Origin of the sequence: Streptomyces sp. NBC_00873, from assembly GCF_045207415.1 — a bacterium.
Classification (GTDB): domain Bacteria; phylum Actinomycetota; class Actinomycetes; order Streptomycetales; family Streptomycetaceae; genus Streptomyces.
Genome location: NZ_CP108803.1, coordinates 8472409 through 8493113, shown reverse-complemented (window position 1 = coordinate 8493113; position 20705 = coordinate 8472409). Strand labels below are relative to the sequence as shown.

Below are 20705 nucleotides of genomic sequence, written 5' to 3'. Positions count from 1 at the left end.
CCACGAGGCGAATTGACGCGGTGCACACCGGGGCATCGTCCGCCTGGGCCAAGCGCGTGGGGGTGGTCGCGGCCCTTTCCTGGCGCCCGCCCGGCCTGACAGCGCGGCCACACGCGCCTGTCACACCCCGTCAGTCGGCGCCAGCCGCCCGACCGCACACACATCGACGGCCCGCCAGCAGTCGGCTGACGGGCCATCACAGAATGCGATGCTGCTGCGCGCGTCCGGCACCGAACCGGCCCGTTGCCGGTGGTCCAGCGCCGGTTCGGCAGGGGTGTTCGGCAGGGCCTAGATTCCGCTCAGACCGTGCATGGTCGCGGTGACGCCGACCTCGTCCATCGCGTCCAGCGGCAGGACGAAGTCGGTGTGGTCGAGTGCGGTGTCGAAGTTCTCTCGAACGTCGTCCGGAGTCAGGTCGGCATTGAAATAGCCGCGCGCGGCGCCGAAGAACACCTCACCGACCCGGCCGCCGCCGACCGAGATCACCCGGCCGGTGACCGGGCAGTCCGCGTGCGCGAGGTAGGCCACGACGGGCGACACCCGCGCCGGGTCGAGGTGCTCGTCGAGAGCGCCGAACACGGTACCGGCCATCCGGGTGGCCGCGATCGGGGCAATGGCGTTGACCTTGATCCCGCTCGCCTCACCCTCGACGGCCAACGAGCGTGTCAGGCCGACGATCCCCATCTTCGCGGCCGCGTACGCCACTCCCTTGCCCATCCCGAACAGACCGACGCCGGACGTGGTGTTCACGATCCGCCCGTACCTCTGCGCCACCATCGGTCCCCAGGCCGCGCGGGATACGTTGAAGCAGCCGATCAGGTGCGAGCCGAGCACGGACATCAGCCGCTCGTCGTCGAGGTCGCCGAAGCCGACGAGGCCGCCGGTGGTCCCGGCGTTGTTCACGACGATGTCGACGCGGCCGAACTCGCGCAGCGCCGTCCCGACGATCTCGGCGCCCCCGGCCGAGGTCGCCACATTGTCGGCGTTCGCGACCGCAGTCCCGCCCGCGACGGTGATCTCGGCGACGACCGACTCGGCGGTCTCGGCGGATCCTCCCGAGCCGTCCAGCCCACCGCCGAGGTCGTTGACGACCACTGCGGCGCCCAGGGAGGCGAGCAACAACGCGTGTGCCCGGCCCAGGCCGCGCCCGGCACCGGTGACGACCGCGACTCTCCCAGTGAGTTCCATCGTTTCCTCACCCTCCTCGTGATTTCCGAGCACGGAACCGCGCCTCGTGCTCGCCGGAGGCCCGGCCGGTCCCGGTCTGCCAAGCCCCTGCTGGGGGCCGCGCCGCCTGGCACCGCGCCTCGCCGTATTGCGGCCCTGTCACATAGGTCCGGCCACGCGCTGTGGGGCTGCGCTGCACAAGACGCGGTGCCAGGCGACGCGACCTCACCCGGCGGGGTGTTCGAAGGGACCTACTGGGCGCGTCCCAGCACCACGACCTGCCAGTTGCCGGTGGTCCAGCGGCGGGTGACCTTGATACTGCGGATCAGCCAGCGGCCGTCGACCTTCACCAGCTGCCTGTCGTACTGGCCGCCCAGCACCCACGACGAGTCGCCGGTCGTGTTGGGCAGCGCGTGGGTCGCCTGGAACTGGGAGACACACCTGGCCTGGTCGCCGGAGCCCTCGACGATGTGCGACGCCACGAGGTGCTGGGTGATCGGGTCGTTCACCAGGAGAGCCGCCGCGTGCTTCTCGTACTCGGCACGGGTGAACCGCTCCAGGCCACGGTTGCTGACATCCGTGTAGTCCAGTCCGATCTCGTCGGCCATGAGCGCGGCGAGTTCGGGCCAGCGCTTCTCGTCGACGTACAGCGCCATCCGATTGCAGGTGTCCATGATGGCGAGCCGGTCCACCACATCGAGCGAGTTGACCGTCACAGTCACTGCCCCTCTCAATCAGGCCGGCACCCGGTCGGCGCCGACGTCTAAACCTGCCCGGCGATGGAGCCCGTATCCACCGGGCACGGGGGAACTCCGCCGGGTCGGCCGGGATCTGCGGAAGCAACGCCATCGCCCCGTCTCGGGGTGGCGTCACCGGTGTCACAGGTACAGTTCCGCCACGGCCGCGCTCTGAGCGCGCAGTTCGGCGGTGGGCCCGGACAGCGCCACCTTTCCGCGCCGCAACACGTAGGCCCGCTGGGCGCTTTCCAGCGCCAGCCGGGTCTGCTGTTCGACGATGAGCACGGCCGCACCGTCGGCGGCAGCCGCGGTCAGCGCGTCGAGCAGGCGCCGGACGATCAGCGGCGCGAGGCCCAGGGCAAGCTCGTCGGCGATCAGCACATTCGGGTGGGTCGCGAGGATACGCGCCAGCGCCAGCATCTGCTGTTCGCCGCCGGAGAGCAGGCCGGCCCGCACGTCCAACCGCCGCTCCAGCTCCGGGAAGTGCGCCAGCGCGTCGTCCATGGGGCCGCGGCCGAGCCGCAGGTTCTCCTGGACCGTCAGACCCATGAACACGCACCGCGACTCGGTCAACAGCCCCATGCCGCCGCGGATGCGCTTGAACAGCGGTCCGGGCCGCTCCGAGCCGTTCAGCCGCACGTTGCCACCGAGCAACCCGATCTGGCCCGCGCACGCCCGGATGGTCGTGGTCTTGCCGGCGCCGTTGGGGCCGAGCAACGCGACGACCTCACCGGCGTGCACCTCAAGGTCGATCTCCGACACCGCCGCCACCCCGTGGTAGCCGGCCGACATGCCGAATGCCTGCAATGCCGCCTCGGTCATTGCGCACTCCGTTCCAGGGTCTCGTCGGTGCCGCGGGTGTGGCCGTCGCCGGCGGGCGCGGCTGCGTCGTCCTCTCCGAGGTAGGAGCGGATGACTTCCGGATGACGGCGGACCTCCTCCGGCGAGGCGTGTGCCGTCACGGTGCCGAAATTGAGGGCCAGGATGCGGTCCGAGACGGACATGACGAGGTCGACGTCGTGCTCGATGAGCAGGACCGCGATTCCCCAGCTCTCCGACAGCCGCCGCACCAGTGCCTTCAGGGCCTGCCGGTCGACGTCGTCGAGGCCGGCCGCCGGTTCGTCCAGCAGCAGAACGGTGGGGTTGCAGGCGACGGCGCGTGAGATCGCCAGCAGTCGGCGCTGCCCATAGCTCAGATCACCCGGCGCTCCGTCGAGCGCGTCGCCGAGCCCGAACTCCTGCACCGCCGCCGACGCGGCGACGTCCAACGCCGGTCGCCTCGGCCAGAACATCGCGCCGAGCGCCCTGCGGAAGGTGGACTTCTCCGACGCCACCAGCAGGTTCTCACCCACCGACAGGTCCTCGAACAGCTCCAGCGACTGGAAGGAGCGGATCACGCCGAGTCGGCTGCGGTGGTGCGGCGCGGTGCCTTGCAGCTGCTCGCCGTCCAGCGTGATCGAGCCCTTGGACGGGACATATCCGGTCAGCGCGTCAATGATGGTGGTCTTGCCGGCGCCGTTCGGCCCGATGACACCAAGCACCTCGCCGCTGCGCAGCTCGAAATCCACCCCGTTGACGGCGGTGACCGCGCCGAACTGCACGGTCAGGCCGCTCACCGCCAGCACCTTGGCCTCGCCGCGGCCAGGCGCGTCGCCGACCACGGACTGGACCGCGATCGAGCTGCTCGCGGCGTACGACGACGCCTTGGCCGGGAACAGCTTGCGCTTGACCACCCGCGCCTGTTCGAGGCCGCTGCCGACCATGCCGTCCGGGTTGAAGATCACCGTGAGCAGCAACAGCACACCCCCGACCAGGGTCAGCCAGTCGCCCAGACCGATGTTGTGGATCACCTTGTTGCCCAGGCCGCTCGGTTCGAGCACGCCGCCGGCCGCGGCGCCAGGCACGAAGCCGACACCGCCGATGACGGACTGCACCACGTAGTTGACCGACTGAAACGGGTCGAAGCTGGTGAACAGCGCGTTGGGGTACCGGAACGCGACCAGGATCGCGCCAAGGGTGGCGATCACCGACGACATCACGAACGCCGCAAGCTTCGCGCCGACCACGTTGACACCGAGTGAGGCCGCGGCCCGCTCGTTGCTGCGCACCGAGATCATCCGGCGGCCCAGCCCGGAACGGCGCAGGTTGCACAGGGCGATGCCCACGAGGACGAACAGCGCGAGGGCGACCAGGGCGTACCGGCGCGGGTACGTGGTCTCGTCGAACTCGAATCCGAGCAGGGACGGGAAGCCCACATCGAGGCCGACGTCCCCGCCGGTCAGCTTCACCGTGCTGAACACAAGGGAGTTGAGGGCGGCGGCCAGGCCCAACGTCACCACGGCGAGCGTTGCGCCGCGGGTGCGTACCGCCGGGAGGCCCACCAGAATCCCGACCGGCACCGCGGCGGCGAGACCGACCAACACCGCCAGCGGCAGCGGCCAGTCGGCCGAGGCGACCAGGCGGGCGGTGGCCAGCGCTCCCAGGCCGCCGATCGACAGCTGTGCGAGCGAGAGTTGGCCCGCGTAGCCGATCAGCAGGACGAGGGACAGCACGATGATCGCGGCGATGAGGGTGGACGTCGTGGCCATGACCCATTCGAGCGGCAGCATCCACTGGATCAGCAGCACCGCGACGAGCACGGTCGGCAGCAGGGTGCGCAGCCGCACGCGGCCGGAACCGAGCGCGGGCAGCCGCGACTCGATGAAGTCACGGGTGGGCAGCGTCTTTCCGCGCGCCACCAGGATCACGATGATCAGCAGGAACGGCACAGCTTCCGGCAGGTTGGGGAAGTCGCGCAGTACCGGTGCCTGCCCGTAGAACGTCAGCTCGGACTGGATGACGCCGATGAGCAGCGCGCCGAGGGTCGCCACGGGGAAGGAGCTGAGCCCGCCGAACAGGGCGGCGGCCAGCGCCGGCAGCAGCAGCGAGGTCATCGACGGCAGGCTCACCCCGGTGGTCGGGGCGAGCAGCACCCCGGAGAGCGCGGCCAGGGTTCCGGCGATCGCCCAGTTGCCGCGCGCGACCAGGGTCGAGGACCAGCCGAGCGTGCCGAGGGCTTCCTCGTTGTCCGACACAGCGGTGGTGGCCAGGCCGAAGCGGGTGCGCCGGTAGACGACCCACAGCACGGCGGCCAGCACCAGCGCGATCCCCAACATGATCAGGTAGTCGACGGTGACGTACGCGCCGAAGATGGTGACGCCGTTCTGCGGCAGGAAGCTCTTCACCAGCTGCGGCTGGGAGCCGAACTTCATCTGGCAACTGGCTTGCAGCACCACCAGGATCCCGAGGGTGGAGATCGCCTTGGTCAGGGTGCTGGCGTTCCGCAGCGGCGTCATGACCAGGAGTTGGATCAGGACACCCAGCACCAGACCGGACAGGATGCCCAACACCACCGAGACCAGGGTCGGTATCGAGTTCGACTCGCAGTAGAACAGGACGTACCCGGCCGCGACGGCGATCGCGCCGTGCGCGAAGTTGATCGCACCGGACGTGCGGTGCACAACGATGAGACCAAGTGCCATCAAGGCATATAGCCCCCCGCTGGCCATGCCGAGGATCGCGAAGTGAATCGCGTTGGACATCAGACGGTCCTTTCACTGACGGCGTGCTGGCGGGCCGCCGGCGCCATGCGCCGGCGGCCGTTTGGCGAGAGTCCGCCCGAAGTGCGGGATCCGCTCACGGGTAGCGATTCGGCCGAGCCGGGCAACGAGCCGCGGGCGGGTCTCGGCGGGATCGGTGACCGCATCGGTTGCGCGATCGGCGGTCAGGGGACGGTGATCGGGTCGCCGCTCAGCTGCAACCTCGTACCCGTCCAGGAGTAGGTGATCGCCGTGGTGGCGTGGACCTGCGGTGCTCCCTCGATCGGGCCCTTGCCGGAGAAGTCGATCGGCGTGGTGAGCCCGGTGTCGGATTTGAAGCTGCCCATCGCGTTGAGCACCTTCTCCGCCGTGATGTCCGGCAGCGTCTTGGCGAGCGCGGCGAAGAGCAGGACGCTGTTGTAGCCGTTGATCGACGGGCCGTCGATCGCCGCTGCCTGGCCGGTGGCCTTCGTCCCGGCAATATCGGCGACGTACTGCCCAAGCACCTGCTGGGTCCGGCCGGTGGCATCGGCGTCCGGCATGTAGAACAAGCCGTCGGCGGTGAGCTTGCCGGCCGGGAACTCGACCGTCTTGAGCAGCTCGGGCACGATGTTCGAAAGAATGGTGTTGATCGGCGTGATGGTGCCGCTCTTCTTCACCGCGAGCATGATCCCGGCCAGGGCCTGCGGGCCGGAGCTGATTCCGATGCACTCCGCCCCGGCCGCCTGGGCGGTGCCGACCAGCGAGCTGAAGTTGCTGGTGCTGGTCGGGAACTTGTACGGCTTGACCTCGGTCACGCCGGACTGGTTGAGACCGCGGGTGATGTTCTCGATCGCGCTGTCCACACCGGGCTGGTCGGCCGCGAAGACGGCGGCCTTCTTGCAGCCGTTGCGCGCCATCGCCTTCCCGCTGGCCAGGTAGCTGACCGCGCCCGAACTGACCGGGAACGACACCGGGTTGGTGTTTGCGATCGGCGCGCTGCCGGTCGATCCGATGTACGGGATCTTGGCGGACTCCAGGGTCGGGATGAACTGGTTATCGTACATCGACAGACCGCCGACGACGGCGGCGACCCTCTCCGAGACCGCCTTGCGGCCACACGCCTTGGCGTTGTTCGGGTTGCCCTGGTCGTCGCAGGGGATCAACTCCAGCTTGCGGCCGTTGATGCCGCCCTCGGAGTTGATCCGGTTCACTGCGGCCTGCGCGCCGGTCACCATCTCGGGCACCGTGTAGACCGGTCCGGAGATCGCGCCTTGGACCATGAGCTTGATGGGTGCGCCGCCACCGGACGACGAGCCCTTCTTGCCGTCGTCATCCGAACTACACCCCGAGGCGATGGCCGTGAAGGCCACGATCGCGGCACCGACCGCGGCGATGCGCCTGCTCTTCTTCGGCATGCGGCTGCCGGCGGCGGTGCCCGCCGTGGTCGCCGAGTCGTGAGCTGATGCTCTGTCGAGTCCCATGGGATCTCCTCGTTGGCGGTGACAGGACTGGCTGCGTCCGAGCCGCGAAAGTTCTTCATAGCAGAAGATGCCTCTGCTGAGTGCCGAGACGCTATATCACTTGAGCGAGCCGAGCAATGGTCCGGACGGAACTTCGCGATTAGATACAGAATCGAGTTCTGAAAATCAGAGAGCCGAACCAGAAAGATGTATGTCGCAAGACTCCAACCGGCTCACCGGAATTCCAGCGAAGGAAGCCAGGGAACTGCCGATTTGGTCTCTGGGGATGCGTGAACGCGCCGGATTCCGCAGCCGTCTGAGCCGAGGTCACTGGTGCGTTCCCACCGTTGGACGCACGGTGACACGGCGTTCAGACAGTGGGCGCGCTCACCAACGTGTCGGCCGAATGCCCGCCGCGCAGTTGGTTTTTGGATCCGCCGCTGGAGGATTGCGGGGCAGCGCCTCGCAGATCTCACCGCCGAAAATAATCACGCTGCCGGCGGCCGACCACAGGGAAAGAGAAATCGGAGAGGCGGGTCGTCGCGGATAAGGACGTGCCTTCATCCGGCGGGAGGCCCGCTTGTCCGGTCCGGTGCGGGTGAGGGTGCGCTCATCCGCGACGGAGGGTTAGGCCGCACTGGGGACGGCGCTTGGCCCGCATCGGACGGGACAGGCGGGATGCTCAGCCGAGGACCTTGCCGCCCGTGGCGTTGATGGCGTCGCCGGTGATGTAGCTGGCGCCGTCGCCACACAGGAAGGCGACAATCGAGGCGATCTCCTCCGCTTCGCCGAATCGCCGCAGCGGGATGCTCCCGATCACCGCGTCGGTACGTCCGCTGCGCTCGAACTGCTCGCGCACCGGGGCCGACGCCTGGGTGCCGATCATGCCCGGCGACACCGCGTTCACGTTGATCCCGTGCGGGCCCAGTTCGGCGGCGAGGTTCTGAGTGAGCGTGATGACGCCGGCCTTGGCCGCCGCGTACACCCCCATTCCGGTGTTGCCGTTGGTGCCGACGAGCGCGGCAGACGACGCGATCGTGACGATCCGGCCTCCGCGTCCAGCAGCGACCATGGCGCGCCCCGCGGCGGCGGCGGTGAGCCAGGCGCCCTTCAGGTTGACGTCGATGACCCAGTCCCAGGACGGCTCGTCCAGACTGAGCAGCGGGGCGATGCCGTTACCGAACCCGACCCCGCCGGCCATCGCGCAGCAGAGGTCGAGACTGCCCAGCTCGACCACGGTGCGATCCACCGCCTCATTGACCTGAGCGCCGTTGGTGACGTCGGCGGTGACTGCGATGGCCCGGCGTCCCTTGGCCTCGATCTCGGCGACCAGCTCCGCGAGTTCGTTCGGCGAACCGACGCCGTGCTCGGGTGCGTGCTCCGGCGGTCGCGCCACGTCCAGGCAGGCGATGTCCGCTCCGAGATCCGCAAGCAGCAGGGCGGTCGTGCGGCCGATGCCGCCGCAGCGCGCGGCGCCGGTCACGAGCGCGACCTTGCCGGTGAGTTCCTTGCTTCCCATGCACTCCTCCAGCATTTCTGTACTACAGACGTTGCTTTCCGAAGCGGTCCTTCGGACCGTAACCAATTGGCCTCACGCGGGCACGATGGCGAAGGCTGCGATGTGGTCACGACCCGCGCTGTCGTGGTCGGCTGGCGCTCCAGCCGACCACGACGGGTCTCGACCGACGTACCTGGGCGCGACGCTCGATCCCGCCGTCGGCGACCGCGTCAGCGGATGCCCAGACCCAGGCGCATGACTTCGAAGTTCCCGGTGCACCAGCGCTGCGTCGCGGTGACGGAGCTGATAAGCCAGGTGCCGTCGGTCCGCACCAGTCGCAGGTCGTACTGGCCGCCGCAGGTCCACATCGGGTCACCGGTCGTGGTCGGCAGGTAGTGCGCCGCCTGCACCTGCGACGTGCAGTTGGCCTCATCACCCGAACCCGTGACGATGTGGCCGGAGACCAGGTGCTGTGTCGCCGCGAAGTTGGGCATCCGCTTACTGGCGCGGGTGATGAAATGTTCGCGGGTCACCCGCTCCGGCTCGCCACCGAAGATGCCGGTGTAGTCGCGGTCGATGACGTCGGTGAACAGCGTGCCGAGCTCGTCCCAGCGGTGGTGGTCGATGTACAGCGCCATCCGCGTGCAGACATCAATGATGTCGAGACGGTCCTTCACGTCAAGTGCGTTGTCAGCCATGGGCGTTCCCTTCCGATATCTCCGTCGACCCGTCGGGGTCCACGTCGTGCACCGAGCCGGTCCGGTCGGCCGGCCTTCCGGCTGCCGCGCGAAAAGCTCGTGGCATCACCGGACTTCGCGATCACTACGCCATACCGTCGGCGGACGCGGGTGCGGCCTCGCGGCTGGGGACCTCGCAGGAGGCGTTGCCGTATTCGTCGAGCACGCAGACCGGGCACTCCTCGGGCTCGTCGAACGCGCCCACCACGGCCGCGACCGCCTCGGCGAAGGCGGGACCCCGCTCGGACACCGCGGGCAGCCGCGGGTCCTTGGCGTGCGTCAGGCCGAGGGCCAGCATCGACTCCATGGACCGGTAACCCGCCGCCGTCGGGTCGATCACCGGCACCGAGGAGCCCGCGGCGAGGATGCCGGCGACCGGGCTCATGCAGTTGCAGCCGAGCACGATCGACTGCGCGCCCTCGGCGACCGCGGCCTCGATCTCGGCGAGAATGCGGAGCATCATGCCTTCCCGCCCGGCCTGCATCTGCTGGTAGAAGCCGTCTTCGTCGGCAATCTCAGCCTGCTCGGCGACGGTGCTCACGTAGCGGACCGACACGCACTGGCGTCCGACCGGGTTGTCGCGCAGGATCCGGTCGTACGTGAACGCCGTGGTCTCCGGCCAAATGGTGACGATGCCGAACTTGTCGCCGATGCCGGCCGCGGTCAGCAGGCTGGCCTGCCCGCAGCCGAAGACCGGGATGTCGACGGAGGCGCGTATCGTGCCGAGGCCGTAGTCGGCGACCGCCCCGATCACGATGCCGTCGAACCCTTGCTGCTGCGCGCGCATGGCGGCTTCGACATACGCCAGGTCGGTGATCATCAAGTCGGCCGGATCGTTCACCAGCGTCGGGGTGCCGATCTGCACGAACTCCATCTGGAAACCGGGGGTGACGATCTCGGGCGCGACGCCGCGCCGGTCCGTCGGACCCGGCGAGGTGAGGTACGCGATGCGCTTGGTCATCAGGTGCTCCTAGGGTTGCGCGCGTTGCGAGGCTGCGGATGGATTCGGTCGGCTCGGAAACTCGATCAAGGAGCGCGCCGTGCGTGACGCCGGGAACCGGACTGAAGCTCCTATTCTGCTATCCAGATCTTTGCTCTATCAGACAGAGAATTTACCCCTGTTATCGCATCCGCGTCGAGGGGTTCGTCGAGCCTCTCTCGCGCCGTTCCGAGGAGGCGGCCCGCCGGGGGTACCCGACCGCCTCCGAGGTGTCGTCAGGGCTCCGGTGATCGCTCCGCCCCCGTTCCGCCGATCGCGGCGAGACCCGCGTCGATGAGTTGCGAAACCGACGCGCCGGCGCGGTCGAAACCGGAGCCCACCGTAATGCCCTGGGTGTACCGGGAGTGAACGCCCTCGGCGATGACGGCGACCTTGAAATACGCCAGCGCGAGGTAGAACGGCAGCTGCGTGATGTCCCGCCCACTCGACTGGGCATACTGCTCCGCCAGTTGCGACTGGGTCGGGAATCCGGGGGCGGTGGCCGCGGGACCGTCCAGGAGCGCGTCGACGGCCGGGTCGCGGTAGACGAGGAACGTGGCGAGGTCCGCGAGCGGGTCGCCGAGGGTGGACAGCTCCCAGTCGACGACCGCGCGGACCCTGGACAGGTCGTCGGGGTCGAGGATGGTGTTGTCCACGCGGAAGTCGCCGTGGACGATCGACGATTCGCCGGTTTCGGGCATCGCCGCTTCCAACGCCGCGAAGAGGGTGCCGACCGTGGGCAGCGGGCGGGTGGCGACCAGGTCCCATTGACCACGCCAGCGGGTGAGCTGCCGCCGCAGGTAGCCGTCCGGGCGGCCGAGGGTCTCCAGGCCGAACTCGCAGTACGGGACGGCGTGGAGGCGTACCAGCTGGTCCACCAGGCCGTCCGAGCACCGCGCGAGGTCGTTGGCGGTCAGCGCGTCGGCGTCGGCGCGGGTGCGCAGGACGCGGCCGTCCACCCACGCCGCGACGCTGAACGGCGCGCCGATGACGTCAGTGTCGTCGCAGTACGCGACGGCCTCGGCGACCGCGACGCCGCTGCCGCGTAGTCCGGAGGTCACCCGGTGTTCGCGGCCGATGTCGTGCGCCGACGGGGTGAGACCGCCCAGGGGCGGGCGGCGGACGGCCCAGGTGCTGCCGCCGCCCGTCACCCGGTAGGTGAGGTTGGATCGGCCGCCCGCGACGACTTCGGCGCGCAGCGATCCCCGGTAGCCGGGGACGTGTACCTGGAAGTACGCCTCCAGAGCGCCGAGTTCGAGCCCGGGCGGGCTGGTGGCGGGGCCGGGGACGGTGGTCATCGCGCAGCCTTTCGCTTCGCCAAGTCGCGGCCGATGATCTCTTTCATGATCTCGGTCGTGCCGCCATAGATGGTCTGGATGCGGGAGTCGAGGAAGGCCCGCGCGATGGGGTACTCCAGCATGTAGCCGTAGCCGCCGTGCAGTTGCAGGCAGCGGTCGACGACCTTGGTCTGGAGTTCAGTGGCCCACCACTTGGCCTTGGCGGCGTCGACCGCCGTGAGCGTCCCGGCGTTCAACGCGAGGATCGCGGAGTCCAGGTACGCCCTGGTCACCTCCGCCTCGGTGACCAGTTCGGCGAGCAGGAACCTGCTGTGCTGGAAGTCCCGGATCGGCTGGCCGAACGCGGTTCGCTCAGCGCAGTAGTCCAGGGTCCAGTCCAGCGCCGCCTCGATGGCGCACTGCGCGGCCACGGCGATGGACAGGCGTTCGCGCGGGAGCCGTTCCACGAGGTGGAAGAAGCCTTGGCCCTCGGTCCCGATGAGGTTCGCGGCCGGGACCCGAACCCCATCGAAGAAGAGTTCCGCGGTGTCCTGCGCGTGCAGGCCCACCTTGTCGAGCTTGCGCCCCCGCGTGAAGCCCGGGGTGTCGCGTTCGACCGCGAACAGGCTCATGCCCTTCGCCCCGGCGTCGGGGTCGGTGCGGGCGAACACGATGACGAGGTCGGCGTGGATGCCGTTGGTGATGAACGTCTTCGCGCCGTCGATGATCCAGCCGTCGCCGTCCCGCCGGGCGGTGGCCCGAATGCCTTGCAGGTCGCTGCCGGCTCCGGGCTCGGTCATGGCGATCGCCGTGACCACCTCGCCCGCGCAGATGCCGGGAAGCCAGCGCTGCTTCTGCTCGTCGGTGGCGAGGTCGAGCAGGTAGGGCAGGACGATGTCGTCCTGGATGGCGAAGCCGGCCGCCAGCGACGCGGCGCCTACCCGGGCCAGTTCCTCCTTCACGACCGAGCGGTAGCGGAAGTCGTCCTGGCCCGCGCCGCCGTACTCGTCGGGCACGGCGATGCCGAGCAGGCCCTGCCGCCCGGCGGCCGTCCATACCGACCGGTCGATGAGGCGTTCCTGCTCCCACCGTTGTTGGTTCGGGACGACCTCACAGGCGACGAACTGCCGGACCATCGCCCGGAATTCCTGGTGGTCTCGGTCGTAGAGCGTGCGTTGCACGGGTGGTGCTCCTTAGGACGGTGCGCAGATCAGGGACGTTCGGCGACGGCGCCGCGCGCGGTCAGGTCAGCGACGGCGTCGGCGTCGACGCCCCAGGCGAGCAGGGCGGCCGCCGTGTCCTGGCCGGGCGCCGGGGCGGGGGTACCGGTCGTGCCCGCGGTGCGCGCGAGTCGCGGCGCGGGTGCGGGCTGGCGCGAGCCGACGAGGTCGGTGAAGACGCCGCGCGCCGCGTTGTGCGGGTGCAGGTGGGCTTCCCAGGGACTGAGGACGGGTGTCACGCAGGCGTCGGTGCCGTCGAAGACCGCCGTCCACTCGTCGCGGGTACGCGTCGCGAACGCGGCGGTGAAGCGGGCCCGTAGTTCGGACCACCGGTCGCGGTCGTCCTGCTCGGGCAGGTCCGCGTCGGCGAGCCCGAGCCCGGCCAGCAGTTGCGCATAGAACTGCGGTTCGAGCGCGCCCACCGCCATGTACCGGCCGTCGGCCGTCTCGTACGTGTCGTAGAAGGGCGCACCGCCGTCCAGCAGGTTGTGCCCGCGAGGGCCGTCCCATTGGTCGGTGGCGCGCAGCCCGTGCAGGGGTGCGGTCAGCAGCGCGGCGCCGTCGACCATGGCCGCGTCGACCACCTGGCCCAGGCCGGAGTGCTCGCGTTCATAGAGCGCGGCGAGGATGCCGACGGCGAGCAGCATGCCGCCGCCGCCGCAGTCGCCGACCAGGTTCAGCGGCGGCACCGGACGTTCGCCGGCGCGGCCGATGGGTTCGAGGGCGCCCGCGAGCCCGATGTAGTTGATGTCGTGGCCCGCGCGGTGGGCGAGGGGGCCGGTCTGGCCCCAGCCGGTCATGCGTCCGTACACCAGGCGCCGGTTGGCGGCCTGGAGGTCGGCGGGCCCAATCCCGAGGCGTTCCGCCACACCGGGACGGAAACCTTCGACGAACACGTCCGCCGTGGCCGCGAGTCGGCGCACGAGTGCGGCGCCGTCTGGGTGTTTGAGGTCCACCGCCACCGAGCGTCGGCCGCGGTGGAGCGGGTCGCCGGTCGGCTGCGGACGGTCGTCGACGTCGGTGACCCGGTCGATGCGCAGGATGTCCGCTCCGAGGTCCGCGAGGACCATGCACGCGAACGGCGCGGGCGCGAGGCTCGCGATCTCCAGGACGCGGACGCCGTGCAGCGGTCCCGGCCCGGATGCCGGCTGCGCGGCCCACCCGGTCATGCGCCGCCCTGCTCTGCGGCGCGGATGGCCCGCCGGGCGAGCGACCAGCGGTGCACCTCGGAGGGCCCGTCGTAGATGCGGAAGGCACGGACTTCGCGCAGGTACGCGGCGAGCGGGAGATCGCCGGAGACGCCGAGCCCGCCGCAGATCTGGATCGAGCGGTCGACGATCCGCCCGACAGCTTCGGCCACGAACGTCTTCGCGATGGACGTCTCGCGCTTGCAGGAAGCGCCGGTGTCGAGCACCCAGGCGGCCTCGCGGATCAGCGCGCGGCTCGCCGCCAAGTCGATCTCGCTGTCCGCGATGTGACTCTGCGTCATACCCAGGTCGCCGAGGCGACTGCCGAACGCGGTGCGGTTCGCGGCGTAGCGGACGGCGATGTCGTGGGCGTGCCGTGCGACGCCGAGCCAGCGCATGCAGTGGGTCAACCGCGCCGGGGCGAGCCGTATCTGAGCGTACGCGAAGCCCTTGCCCGGCTCCCCCAGTACCGCGTCGTCGCCGACGCGCAGGCAAGCGAACCGGAGTTCGCAGTGCCCGCCGACGAAGCCGTTGTCCAGCGTGGGCATGTGGCGTTCCAGCGTGTACCCGGGGGTGTCCGTCGGGACGAGGAACATCGTCGCCTCGGGCGAGCGGTCGTCGCCTCCGGTGCGTGCCATGACGATGGCGAACGCCGCGCCGTCGGCGCCGGTGATGAAGCGCTTGAGTCCGTCGATGACCCACTCGTCACCATCCCGGCGGGCGGTGGTAGCGAGCTGCACCGGGTCGGACCCGGCGCCCGGGGCCGGCTCGGTCATGCCGAAGCACGAGCGCACCTGCCCGGCCGCCAGCGGGCGCAGGAACCGCTCGCGCTGCGCGGGCGTGGTGGCCTTCTCCAGCAGGTGCATGTTGCCCTCGTCGGGCGCCGCGCAGTTCAGGGCGAGCGGGCCGAGCAGGCTGTATCCGGCCTCCTCCAGGACGACCGACTGGCCGCGCATGTCCAGGCCGAGCCCGCCCAGTTCCGCGGCGACGGTCGGGGCGAACAAACCGGCCTCGCGGGCGGCCTGCTGGAGCCTGGCGCGCAAGCCGTCGTCCGGCGCGGCCTGGCTGGCGAGCAGGGCCTCCTCCGCGGGCAGTACGGTCTCGCGGACGAACGCTGCGGTGCGTTCGCGCAGGTCCGCGAGGTGCGGTTCCAGAGTGAAGTCGATCGCCATCACGGTCCTCGGATCTCTGCGGCGAGTTTACTGATCGCTCGCTCAGTGGGAATGTGCAGGAAGGTAGGTGATTGGCTTCCTCTGGTCAACCCTTTGCCGACCAGGCTTGACGGGCGCACGCACGACTCCTAGTGTCGCCGCTGAGCGAGCGATAAGTAAGCCCTTACGGGAGTTCCATGCCCGGCCGGTCGGGAGCAGGCCGCGACCTTGAAAGGCGACGGCGGCCTGGCGATGATCACGATCACGAGGTCGCCCCCGGTCGGCGCGGTCCCGGACGCGGAGCTCACCACCGCCGCGAGCGCATGCCACGTTGACCGCGCGCAGGAACCGGCCGTCTCGAAGAGAGGTACCACCGTGGACACCGCACCCACCCCCGAAACGCGCCCGGCAGCCCTGGTGACGGGAGCTTCGCGCGGCATCGGCTACGCGATCGCCCACCGGTTGGCGTCCGAAGGCTACGACCTGACCCTCAGCTCCCGTGACGCGGCCACGCTCGACGAGGCCGCCAAGCGCCTGACTGAGCTGGGCGTCCGGGTCGAGACGGCGCCGGGGGATATGGCGGCTGAGGAGGACGTACGGCGGGTCGCCGCGGCGCACGCCGAGTACTTCGGCCGCCTGGACGCCCTGGTGATCAGCGCCGGAGTGGGCTCCGCCGCGCCGGTGGCGGGCTATCCGCTCAAGCGCTTCGACAAGCAGTTCGCGGTGAACATCCGGTCCCCGTTCCTGCTCATCGGCGAATCCCTCGACCTGCTGCGGGCGACCGCCGCGCAGCAGCCGGTGACCGGAACCAAGATCATCGCGGTGTCCTCGGTGACGGCGCTCGCACCCGAGCCCGGCCTGGCCGCGTACGCCGCCAGCAAGGCCGCACTGGTCGCTCTGTGTGCGTCCGTCAACACCGAGGAGTCCGCGCACGGCGTCTCGGCCACCGCGATCTGCCCAGGCTACGTCGACACCGACATGAGCGCCTGGACGCACGACCGGGTCGCGCCCGAGGAGATGATCTCGGCCGCCGACATCGCCGAACTCAGCTTCGCCGTCACGAGGTTGTCCCGGCACGCGGTCGTGCCCGAGCTGCCAGTGGTCCGGGCGGGCGCCGAACTCTGGCGCGCCTGACCCCCGAGCCGCTCCATACCCCCCGTCGGGTAAGTCGCCCCGTCTGATGCCGCACATCGCACGGGCGGAAGAGGCATCCTCCGCAAAGACGTTCACTCGGCGCTTATTGACCGGGCAAATTCCTCAAGACAGAATTAAGTTCTGCTGTTCGCCTCGTGGAAATGCTCAACGTCCGCTGTCCCTCGTCCAGCCAACGACCGCCGAGCAGTTAACCGCCCCCGGACGTCGCACCGATCGCTGTCGCTACAGGTGCCACAGCCGGATCAGCCGGATCATGCGAAGGAGAACATCTGTGAGCCACCCGTCGAGCCACACCCTGGGCAACATCGGCGATGGCGACCTCACCGTCGCCAACATCCTCCGGCACGGCTCGACCTGGCATTCCCGGCGGTCGGTCCGGACGGTCGGTGCCGACGCCTCCGAAATGCTCTACGGCGACGTGGCCGGGCAGGTGGCGGCCCTCGCCCGTGGCCTCCAGGCGCTGGGGGTCCGGGCCGGTTCCGTCGTGGGCTCGTTCCTGTGGAATACCCGCGAGCACCTTGAGGCGTACTTCGCGGTCCCGGCCATGGGCGCGCTGCTGCACACGATCAACCCGCGCCTGTCCGCGGAACAGCTCGTGTTCACCATCAACCACGCCGCCGACGAAGTCGTGATCGCGGACGCCTCGTTCCTCGACCGCCTCGCGGAGGTCGCCGACCGACTGCCCACCGTCCGCGCCGTCGTCGTGGTCGGCGAGTTCGAGGATGGTGCCCTGGGTGCCTGGCCCGGCGAGGTACTGCGCTACCGCGACGTCGTCGCCGGGCAGCCGACCGACTTCCCGTGGCCCGAGGTCCACGAGAAGGCCCCCGCGACCCTGTGCTTCACGACCGGGACCACCGGCGACCCCAAGGGCGTCGCCTACAGTCACCGGTCGATCTGGCTCCACGCGATGTCGCTGTGCACGGCCAACGCCGTCGCGCTCAACTCGCGGGACTGCGGCTACATCATCACGCCGATGTTCCACGCCAACGCGTGGGGCTACCCGTTCGCGACGTTCTGGGCCGGCGGCGACCTGCTGCTGTGCAACCGCCACGTGGACCCCGCAACCGTGGTCGAGGCGGTCAAGCGCTACCAGCCGACGTTCTCCAACGGTGTGCCCACCGTCTGGAACGAGATCCTCAACTACGCGGACGCGGACCCGTCGCGCGACCTGGGGACGCTCAACCGCGTCATCCTCGGAGGCGCGCCCATCCCGCGCACGCTGCACGCCGGATTGGACCGCTACGGGGTGGCGGCGCTGCAAGGCTGGGGCATGACGGAGACCTCGCCGCTCATCACGATGAACCGGCCTCCACGGGCCGAGGAGGACACCGACCCGGAGCGCCGCGCTGACGGCCAGGGCCGCGTCCTCGCCGGCGTGGAGATCCGCCTCGTCCAGCCGGACACCGGCGAGATCCTGCCCGCAGACGGGCACGCGGTCGGCGAGTTCGAACTCCGCGGGCCCTGGATCGCCGACTCGTACTACGGCCTCGAATCCGACGACAAGTTCCGGGACGGCTGGCTGCGCACCGGGGACGTCGGCACGCTCGACCCGCTCGGGTACACGACCCTCACCGACCGGGCCAAGGACGTCATCAAGTCCGGCGGCGAGTGGATCTCCTCCAACGAGCTGGAACTCACCATCGCCCGGCACCCCGATGTCCTCCAGGCGGCGGTGATCGGCGTGCCCGACGACCGCTGGGACGAACGCCCGTGCGTCCTGGTCGTGATGCGCGATGGTGCCCAGACGCCCCTGGCCGACCTGCGCGACACCCTGCTCGGCTCGGTGCCCAAGTGGTGGGTCCCCGAGCGCTGGGTGGAGCTCGACGAGCTGCCGCTGACCAGCGTCGGCAAGTTCGACAAGAAGCGGATGCGCGCGATCTACGCGGAGGGGAAGCTGGACGTCCAGCGCCCGTGAATCGGCCGCGCCGACCGCAGGGAGCCCCGTCGACATCCGCCTGCTCGCCAGGGAACAGGGCGACGCGGCCCGGATCGAGCTGCGCCCCGGTCTGCGCGCCACCGGACTGGACCCGTGGCGCCGGGTGGCCTCGTTCCACGACGGCAGCGACGTCGACTGGGACCATCTGGTGGTCGCCACCGGCGCCGCGGCCCGCCGCTCGCCCTGGGGCGAGACCGACGGGGTGCACGTCGTGCGCACGCTGGCCGACGCGGCCGGGCTGCGCCGCGACCTGGCCGCCGGCGGCTCCCTCGTGGTGATCGGCGCCGGGTTCGTCGGGGCCGAGGTCTCCTCCACGGCGCGCGCGGGCTCGGCCTGGAGATGACCATGGTCGACCCGCAGCCGCTCCTGATGACCAGGTCCCTGAGCGCCGACGTCGCCAGGGCCGTGCTGGACATGCACGAGGCCGCGGGCGTCCGGTGCCTGATGGGCGTGGGGTGTCCGGAATGTCAGGGCGGCTACACGGCCGGGTGGTAATGAACGACTGCGTCTGCGCACGGGCCCTCGGTGAACGCTTTCAGCGCAACTTCGTGCACGACTCGGCGACGCTGATGGTGGCCTTCGACCGGGCCGCGGACAACCGGGAAGCTCGGGCTCCCGGCGTCGACGACCTGACGGCCACCGATGTCGAGGAATCCATAGGTGTTCCCGGGTTCCTGAACGACCTGCGGGCCGCTCTCAAGGACAACTCGTTCGGCAGCTGGTCAAGGACGGTGCCGGCGCCTGCTGCGGTGGTGACTGAGTCCTCTTCTGTCAAGGAGCTGTCGTCCACGAGGCCTGATCGATCTCGTGCGCACCGTCCCGCAGCGCTGTCGCGCATGAGTGAGGGGTGCAGCGCCGACCTTGGGAACGCCCCTCTCGGTCACACGGGGCAGCCGTCAGGGTGATGCTCGATCCATGAGAGGCCGCCAAGGTCGAGTTGATTGCGCGCACGGGTGACGGCCACGTAGGCCAGACGCGCTTCAGCATCGTCGATGGGACCGGGCACTGGGTGACCGTTGTCGTCTCTTTGGTCGCTGTCCCTGGGTGGGGTGAAGTCACGGCAGATCTGCACACGCGGCCATTCACGGCCTTTGGCTTTGTGCGCTGTGGAGACGGTCACGTCGGCCGCGGATTCATCGTCGAGTCGGTCAACGGCGGCGAGGATGGCGCCGGTGCCATGGGTGTCGACGAGGTCGATCAGTGGCTGAAGGTCACGGCCGGCTGGGTCGTGTTCGGCGTAGTCCTGCAGGTCACCCCAGGTAGGGAACAGAACCAGCTCGGGGTGGGAGGTACGGCGGCCTTCTTTGAGGTCGTTGGCCGAGCGGGCCAGTGCACGCAGCGTGTCCCCTCCCCCGACCAGAGCTACGCGATGCCCTGCTGCCAGCTGTTGCATGACTTCGTTCATGGCGCCCACGTTGGTGCGGCACAGGATGGCATCCGGCCGATCCTGTCCCGCTCGAAAATACGATTCGGTGCTGTGAGCTGCGGTGGTGTCGTTTGGTCAGGCGGCGCGGTGATACTGGTTGATCAATCCTCCGAGGATGGGTTGTCGCCGGATCCGGTGGGCCTGGAGGTCGGTGATGGCGGCCGGGTTGGACGGTTGGTCGCTGTCCGGGGGTAACTGCTGGCGGGATTGGTGGGGACGGTGTCCGTTGTAGTGCTGGATGTACTCGGTCAGTACTTTCACGGCGTGGGCCTCGTTGTAGATCAGCATGCGGTCGAGGAGCTCGCGGCGGAGGGTGCCCACGACTCGCTCGCAGATCGCGTTCGCTTTGGGTGCCCGTGGTGGGCTGAGCAGAATCTCCACGCCGTCGGCCTCGAAGACGGCGTCGAAGGCACGGGTGTACTTGCTGTCCCGGTCCCGGAGGAGGAAACGCAGCGAGTCGATGCGGCGGTCCAGGATCACGGCGAGGTTCCTGGCCTGCTGGACGGTCCATTGCGCGGTGGGATGGGCGGTGACGCCGGCGAGGTGGAGGCGCCGGGTGCCGTGCTCGATGACGACCAGGGCGTAGAGGCGCTTGAGTGACACGGTGTCGAGGTGGAGGAAGTCGGCGGCGATGATGCCGTGGGCCTGGGCGGTGAGGAACTGGCGCCAGGTCGGCCCGGAGCGCTGCGGGGCGGGGTCGATGCCGGCGGCATGCAGGATCTCCCAGACTGTGGACGGGGCGATCGCGTAGCCCAGGCGGGCGAGTTCGCCCTGAATCCGGCGGTGGCCCCAGGTGCTGTTCTCGCGGGCCAGGCGCAGAATGAGCTGCTTGACGGCGGGCGCGGTGGAGGGTCGGCCGGGGCGGCGGCGTTGGGTGAACGCCCACTTGCGGGCGAGGAGTTGACGGTGCCAGGCCAGCAGTGTGGTGGGGGTGACCGCGAAGACCTGGCGCCAGCGTTCGCGCGGGATCAGCCGGGAGAGTGCGGCGAGCCAGATCCGGTCGGCGGGCTCGTAGCAGACCCGGGCGATCTGCCGGCGCAGTACCGCGTTCTCATGCCGGAGCGCGAGAACTTCCACACCTTTGGCCATACGGCTGCGCAGTACGGCAGCGGGCACGGTGATCAGATTCCGGACGAGCATGGCGACGACCGACAGCGACATCCGCAGATCGTCGCAGGCCAGTCGAGGCCTTGTCGCCAGGATCAGCAAACGTGC

17 protein-coding genes and 1 pseudogene are annotated in these 20705 nt (G+C 69.7%); 4 read left to right on the top strand and 14 right to left on the bottom strand.

The window, feature by feature from the left end; translation table 11 throughout:
* Positions 1-288: 288 nt before the first annotated feature.
* The 12 genes from OH809_RS39270 to OH809_RS39215 all read right to left on the bottom strand — a co-directional run bounded on the left by OH809_RS39270 (position 289) and on the right by OH809_RS39215 (position 14994).
* Positions 289-1188: an SDR family NAD(P)-dependent oxidoreductase gene (locus tag OH809_RS39270; protein ID WP_406416352.1), complete on the bottom strand. Its 900-nt coding sequence runs from the start codon at positions 1186-1188 to the stop codon at positions 289-291.
* A 230-nt stretch (positions 1189-1418) separates the two neighbouring features.
* Positions 1419-1883, bottom strand: coding sequence for a nuclear transport factor 2 family protein (locus OH809_RS39265; protein WP_406516149.1), 465 nt, complete (start codon positions 1881-1883; stop codon positions 1419-1421).
* Positions 1884-2045: 162 nt separating this feature from the next.
* Complete coding sequence (locus OH809_RS39260; RefSeq protein WP_406416355.1) at positions 2046-2726, bottom strand: ABC transporter ATP-binding protein; 681 nt, start codon at positions 2724-2726, stop codon at positions 2046-2048.
* Positions 2723-5485: an ABC transporter permease subunit gene (locus OH809_RS39255; protein ID WP_406516148.1), complete on the bottom strand. Its 2763-nt coding sequence runs from the start codon at positions 5483-5485 to the stop codon at positions 2723-2725. The genes OH809_RS39260 and OH809_RS39255 overlap by 4 nt, the downstream gene beginning before the upstream one ends.
* Before the next feature lie 182 nt (positions 5486-5667).
* Positions 5668-6945 (bottom strand): ABC transporter substrate-binding protein, encoded by a 1278-nt coding sequence (locus tag OH809_RS39250; RefSeq protein ID WP_406416358.1) that lies wholly within the window; start codon positions 6943-6945, stop codon positions 5668-5670.
* A 661-nt stretch (positions 6946-7606) separates the two neighbouring features.
* Positions 7607-8443 carry an SDR family NAD(P)-dependent oxidoreductase gene (locus tag OH809_RS39245; RefSeq protein WP_406416360.1) on the bottom strand — a complete coding sequence of 279 codons (837 nt, stop codon included), beginning with the start codon at positions 8441-8443 and terminating at the stop codon, positions 7607-7609.
* A gap of 209 nt (positions 8444-8652) precedes the next feature.
* Positions 8653-9120, bottom strand: coding sequence for a nuclear transport factor 2 family protein (locus tag OH809_RS39240; protein ID WP_406416362.1), 468 nt, complete (start codon positions 9118-9120; stop codon positions 8653-8655).
* 124 nt (positions 9121-9244) lie between these two features.
* On the bottom strand, positions 9245-10120 hold the full coding sequence (locus tag OH809_RS39235) for an aspartate/glutamate racemase family protein (protein WP_406416363.1): 876 nt from the start codon (positions 10118-10120) through the stop codon (positions 9245-9247).
* Between the two features lie 254 nt (positions 10121-10374).
* Positions 10375-11436: a phosphotransferase family protein gene (locus OH809_RS39230; RefSeq protein ID WP_406416365.1), complete on the bottom strand. Its 1062-nt coding sequence runs from the start codon at positions 11434-11436 to the stop codon at positions 10375-10377.
* Positions 11433-12596 carry an acyl-CoA dehydrogenase family protein gene (locus OH809_RS39225; protein WP_406416367.1) on the bottom strand — a complete coding sequence of 388 codons (1164 nt, stop codon included), beginning with the start codon at positions 12594-12596 and terminating at the stop codon, positions 11433-11435. Before OH809_RS39225 ends, OH809_RS39230 begins: the two co-directional genes overlap by 4 nt.
* A 29-nt stretch (positions 12597-12625) precedes the next feature.
* Positions 12626-13804: a CaiB/BaiF CoA transferase family protein gene (locus OH809_RS39220; RefSeq protein ID WP_406416369.1), complete on the bottom strand. Its 1179-nt coding sequence runs from the start codon at positions 13802-13804 to the stop codon at positions 12626-12628.
* The gene (locus tag OH809_RS39215) at positions 13801-14994 is read right to left on the bottom strand and encodes an acyl-CoA dehydrogenase family protein (protein ID WP_406416371.1); all 1194 of its coding nucleotides are present in this window, start codon (positions 14992-14994) and stop codon (positions 13801-13803) included. The genes OH809_RS39220 and OH809_RS39215 overlap by 4 nt, the downstream gene beginning before the upstream one ends.
* A 354-nt stretch (positions 14995-15348) precedes the next feature.
* Here OH809_RS39215 and OH809_RS39210 point away from each other — a divergent pair, with 354 nt between their 5' ends.
* From OH809_RS39210 to OH809_RS39195, 4 genes are all read left to right on the top strand, one after another.
* Positions 15349-16107, top strand: coding sequence for an SDR family NAD(P)-dependent oxidoreductase (locus tag OH809_RS39210; protein WP_406516147.1), 759 nt, complete (start codon positions 15349-15351; stop codon positions 16105-16107).
* 292 nt (positions 16108-16399) lie between these two features.
* Entirely contained in the window at positions 16400-18043 is a 1644-nt protein-coding gene (locus OH809_RS39205) for a long-chain fatty acid--CoA ligase (RefSeq protein WP_406516146.1), read from the top strand.
* A 34-nt stretch (positions 18044-18077) separates the two neighbouring features.
* Complete coding sequence (locus OH809_RS39200) at positions 18078-18407, top strand: FAD-dependent oxidoreductase (RefSeq protein WP_406516321.1); 330 nt, start codon at positions 18078-18080, stop codon at positions 18405-18407.
* Between the two features lie 2 nt (positions 18408-18409).
* Positions 18410-18559: a hypothetical protein gene (locus tag OH809_RS39195; RefSeq protein ID WP_406416377.1), complete on the top strand. Its 150-nt coding sequence runs from the start codon at positions 18410-18412 to the stop codon at positions 18557-18559.
* Between the two features lie 385 nt (positions 18560-18944).
* Here the strand turns inward: OH809_RS39195 and OH809_RS39190 are convergent.
* Positions 18945-19508: pseudogene (locus OH809_RS39190) on the bottom strand (3'-5' exonuclease); the annotation flags it as partial.
* Positions 19509-19565: 57 nt separating this feature from the next.
* A complete protein-coding gene (locus tag OH809_RS39185) occupies positions 19566-20651 on the bottom strand; it encodes an integrase core domain-containing protein (protein ID WP_406416378.1) in 1086 nt (361 codons plus the stop codon).
* Positions 20652-20705 lie beyond the last annotated feature (54 nt).

What these genes read in the sequence shown, in the direction of transcription:
- OH809_RS39215 (WP_406416371.1), bottom strand. Translation starts at nt 14,994, where the DNA reads ATGGCGATCGACTTCACTCTGGAACCGCACCTCGCGGACCTGCGCGAA.
- OH809_RS39230 (WP_406416365.1), bottom strand. Translation starts at nt 11,436, where the DNA reads ATGACCACCGTCCCCGGCCCCGCCACCAGCCCGCCCGGGCTCGAACTC.
- OH809_RS39260 (WP_406416355.1), bottom strand. Translation starts at nt 2,726, where the DNA reads ATGACCGAGGCGGCATTGCAGGCATTCGGCATGTCGGCCGGCTACCAC.
- OH809_RS39235 (WP_406416363.1), bottom strand. Translation starts at nt 10,120, where the DNA reads ATGACCAAGCGCATCGCGTACCTCACCTCGCCGGGTCCGACGGACCGG.
- OH809_RS39220 (WP_406416369.1), bottom strand. Translation starts at nt 13,804, where the DNA reads ATGACCGGGTGGGCCGCGCAGCCGGCATCCGGGCCGGGACCGCTGCAC.
- OH809_RS39195 (WP_406416377.1), top strand. Translation starts at nt 18,410, where the DNA reads ATGGTCGACCCGCAGCCGCTCCTGATGACCAGGTCCCTGAGCGCCGAC.
- OH809_RS39240 (WP_406416362.1), bottom strand. Translation starts at nt 9,120, where the DNA reads ATGGCTGACAACGCACTTGACGTGAAGGACCGTCTCGACATCATTGAT.
- OH809_RS39250 (WP_406416358.1), bottom strand. Translation starts at nt 6,945, where the DNA reads ATGGGACTCGACAGAGCATCAGCTCACGACTCGGCGACCACGGCGGGC.
- OH809_RS39245 (WP_406416360.1), bottom strand. Translation starts at nt 8,443, where the DNA reads ATGGGAAGCAAGGAACTCACCGGCAAGGTCGCGCTCGTGACCGGCGCC.
- OH809_RS39255 (WP_406516148.1), bottom strand. Translation starts at nt 5,485, where the DNA reads ATGTCCAACGCGATTCACTTCGCGATCCTCGGCATGGCCAGCGGGGGG.
- OH809_RS39270 (WP_406416352.1), bottom strand. Translation starts at nt 1,188, where the DNA reads ATGGAACTCACTGGGAGAGTCGCGGTCGTCACCGGTGCCGGGCGCGGC.
- OH809_RS39185 (WP_406416378.1), bottom strand. Translation starts at nt 20,651, where the DNA reads ATGTCGCTGTCGGTCGTCGCCATGCTCGTCCGGAATCTGATCACCGTG.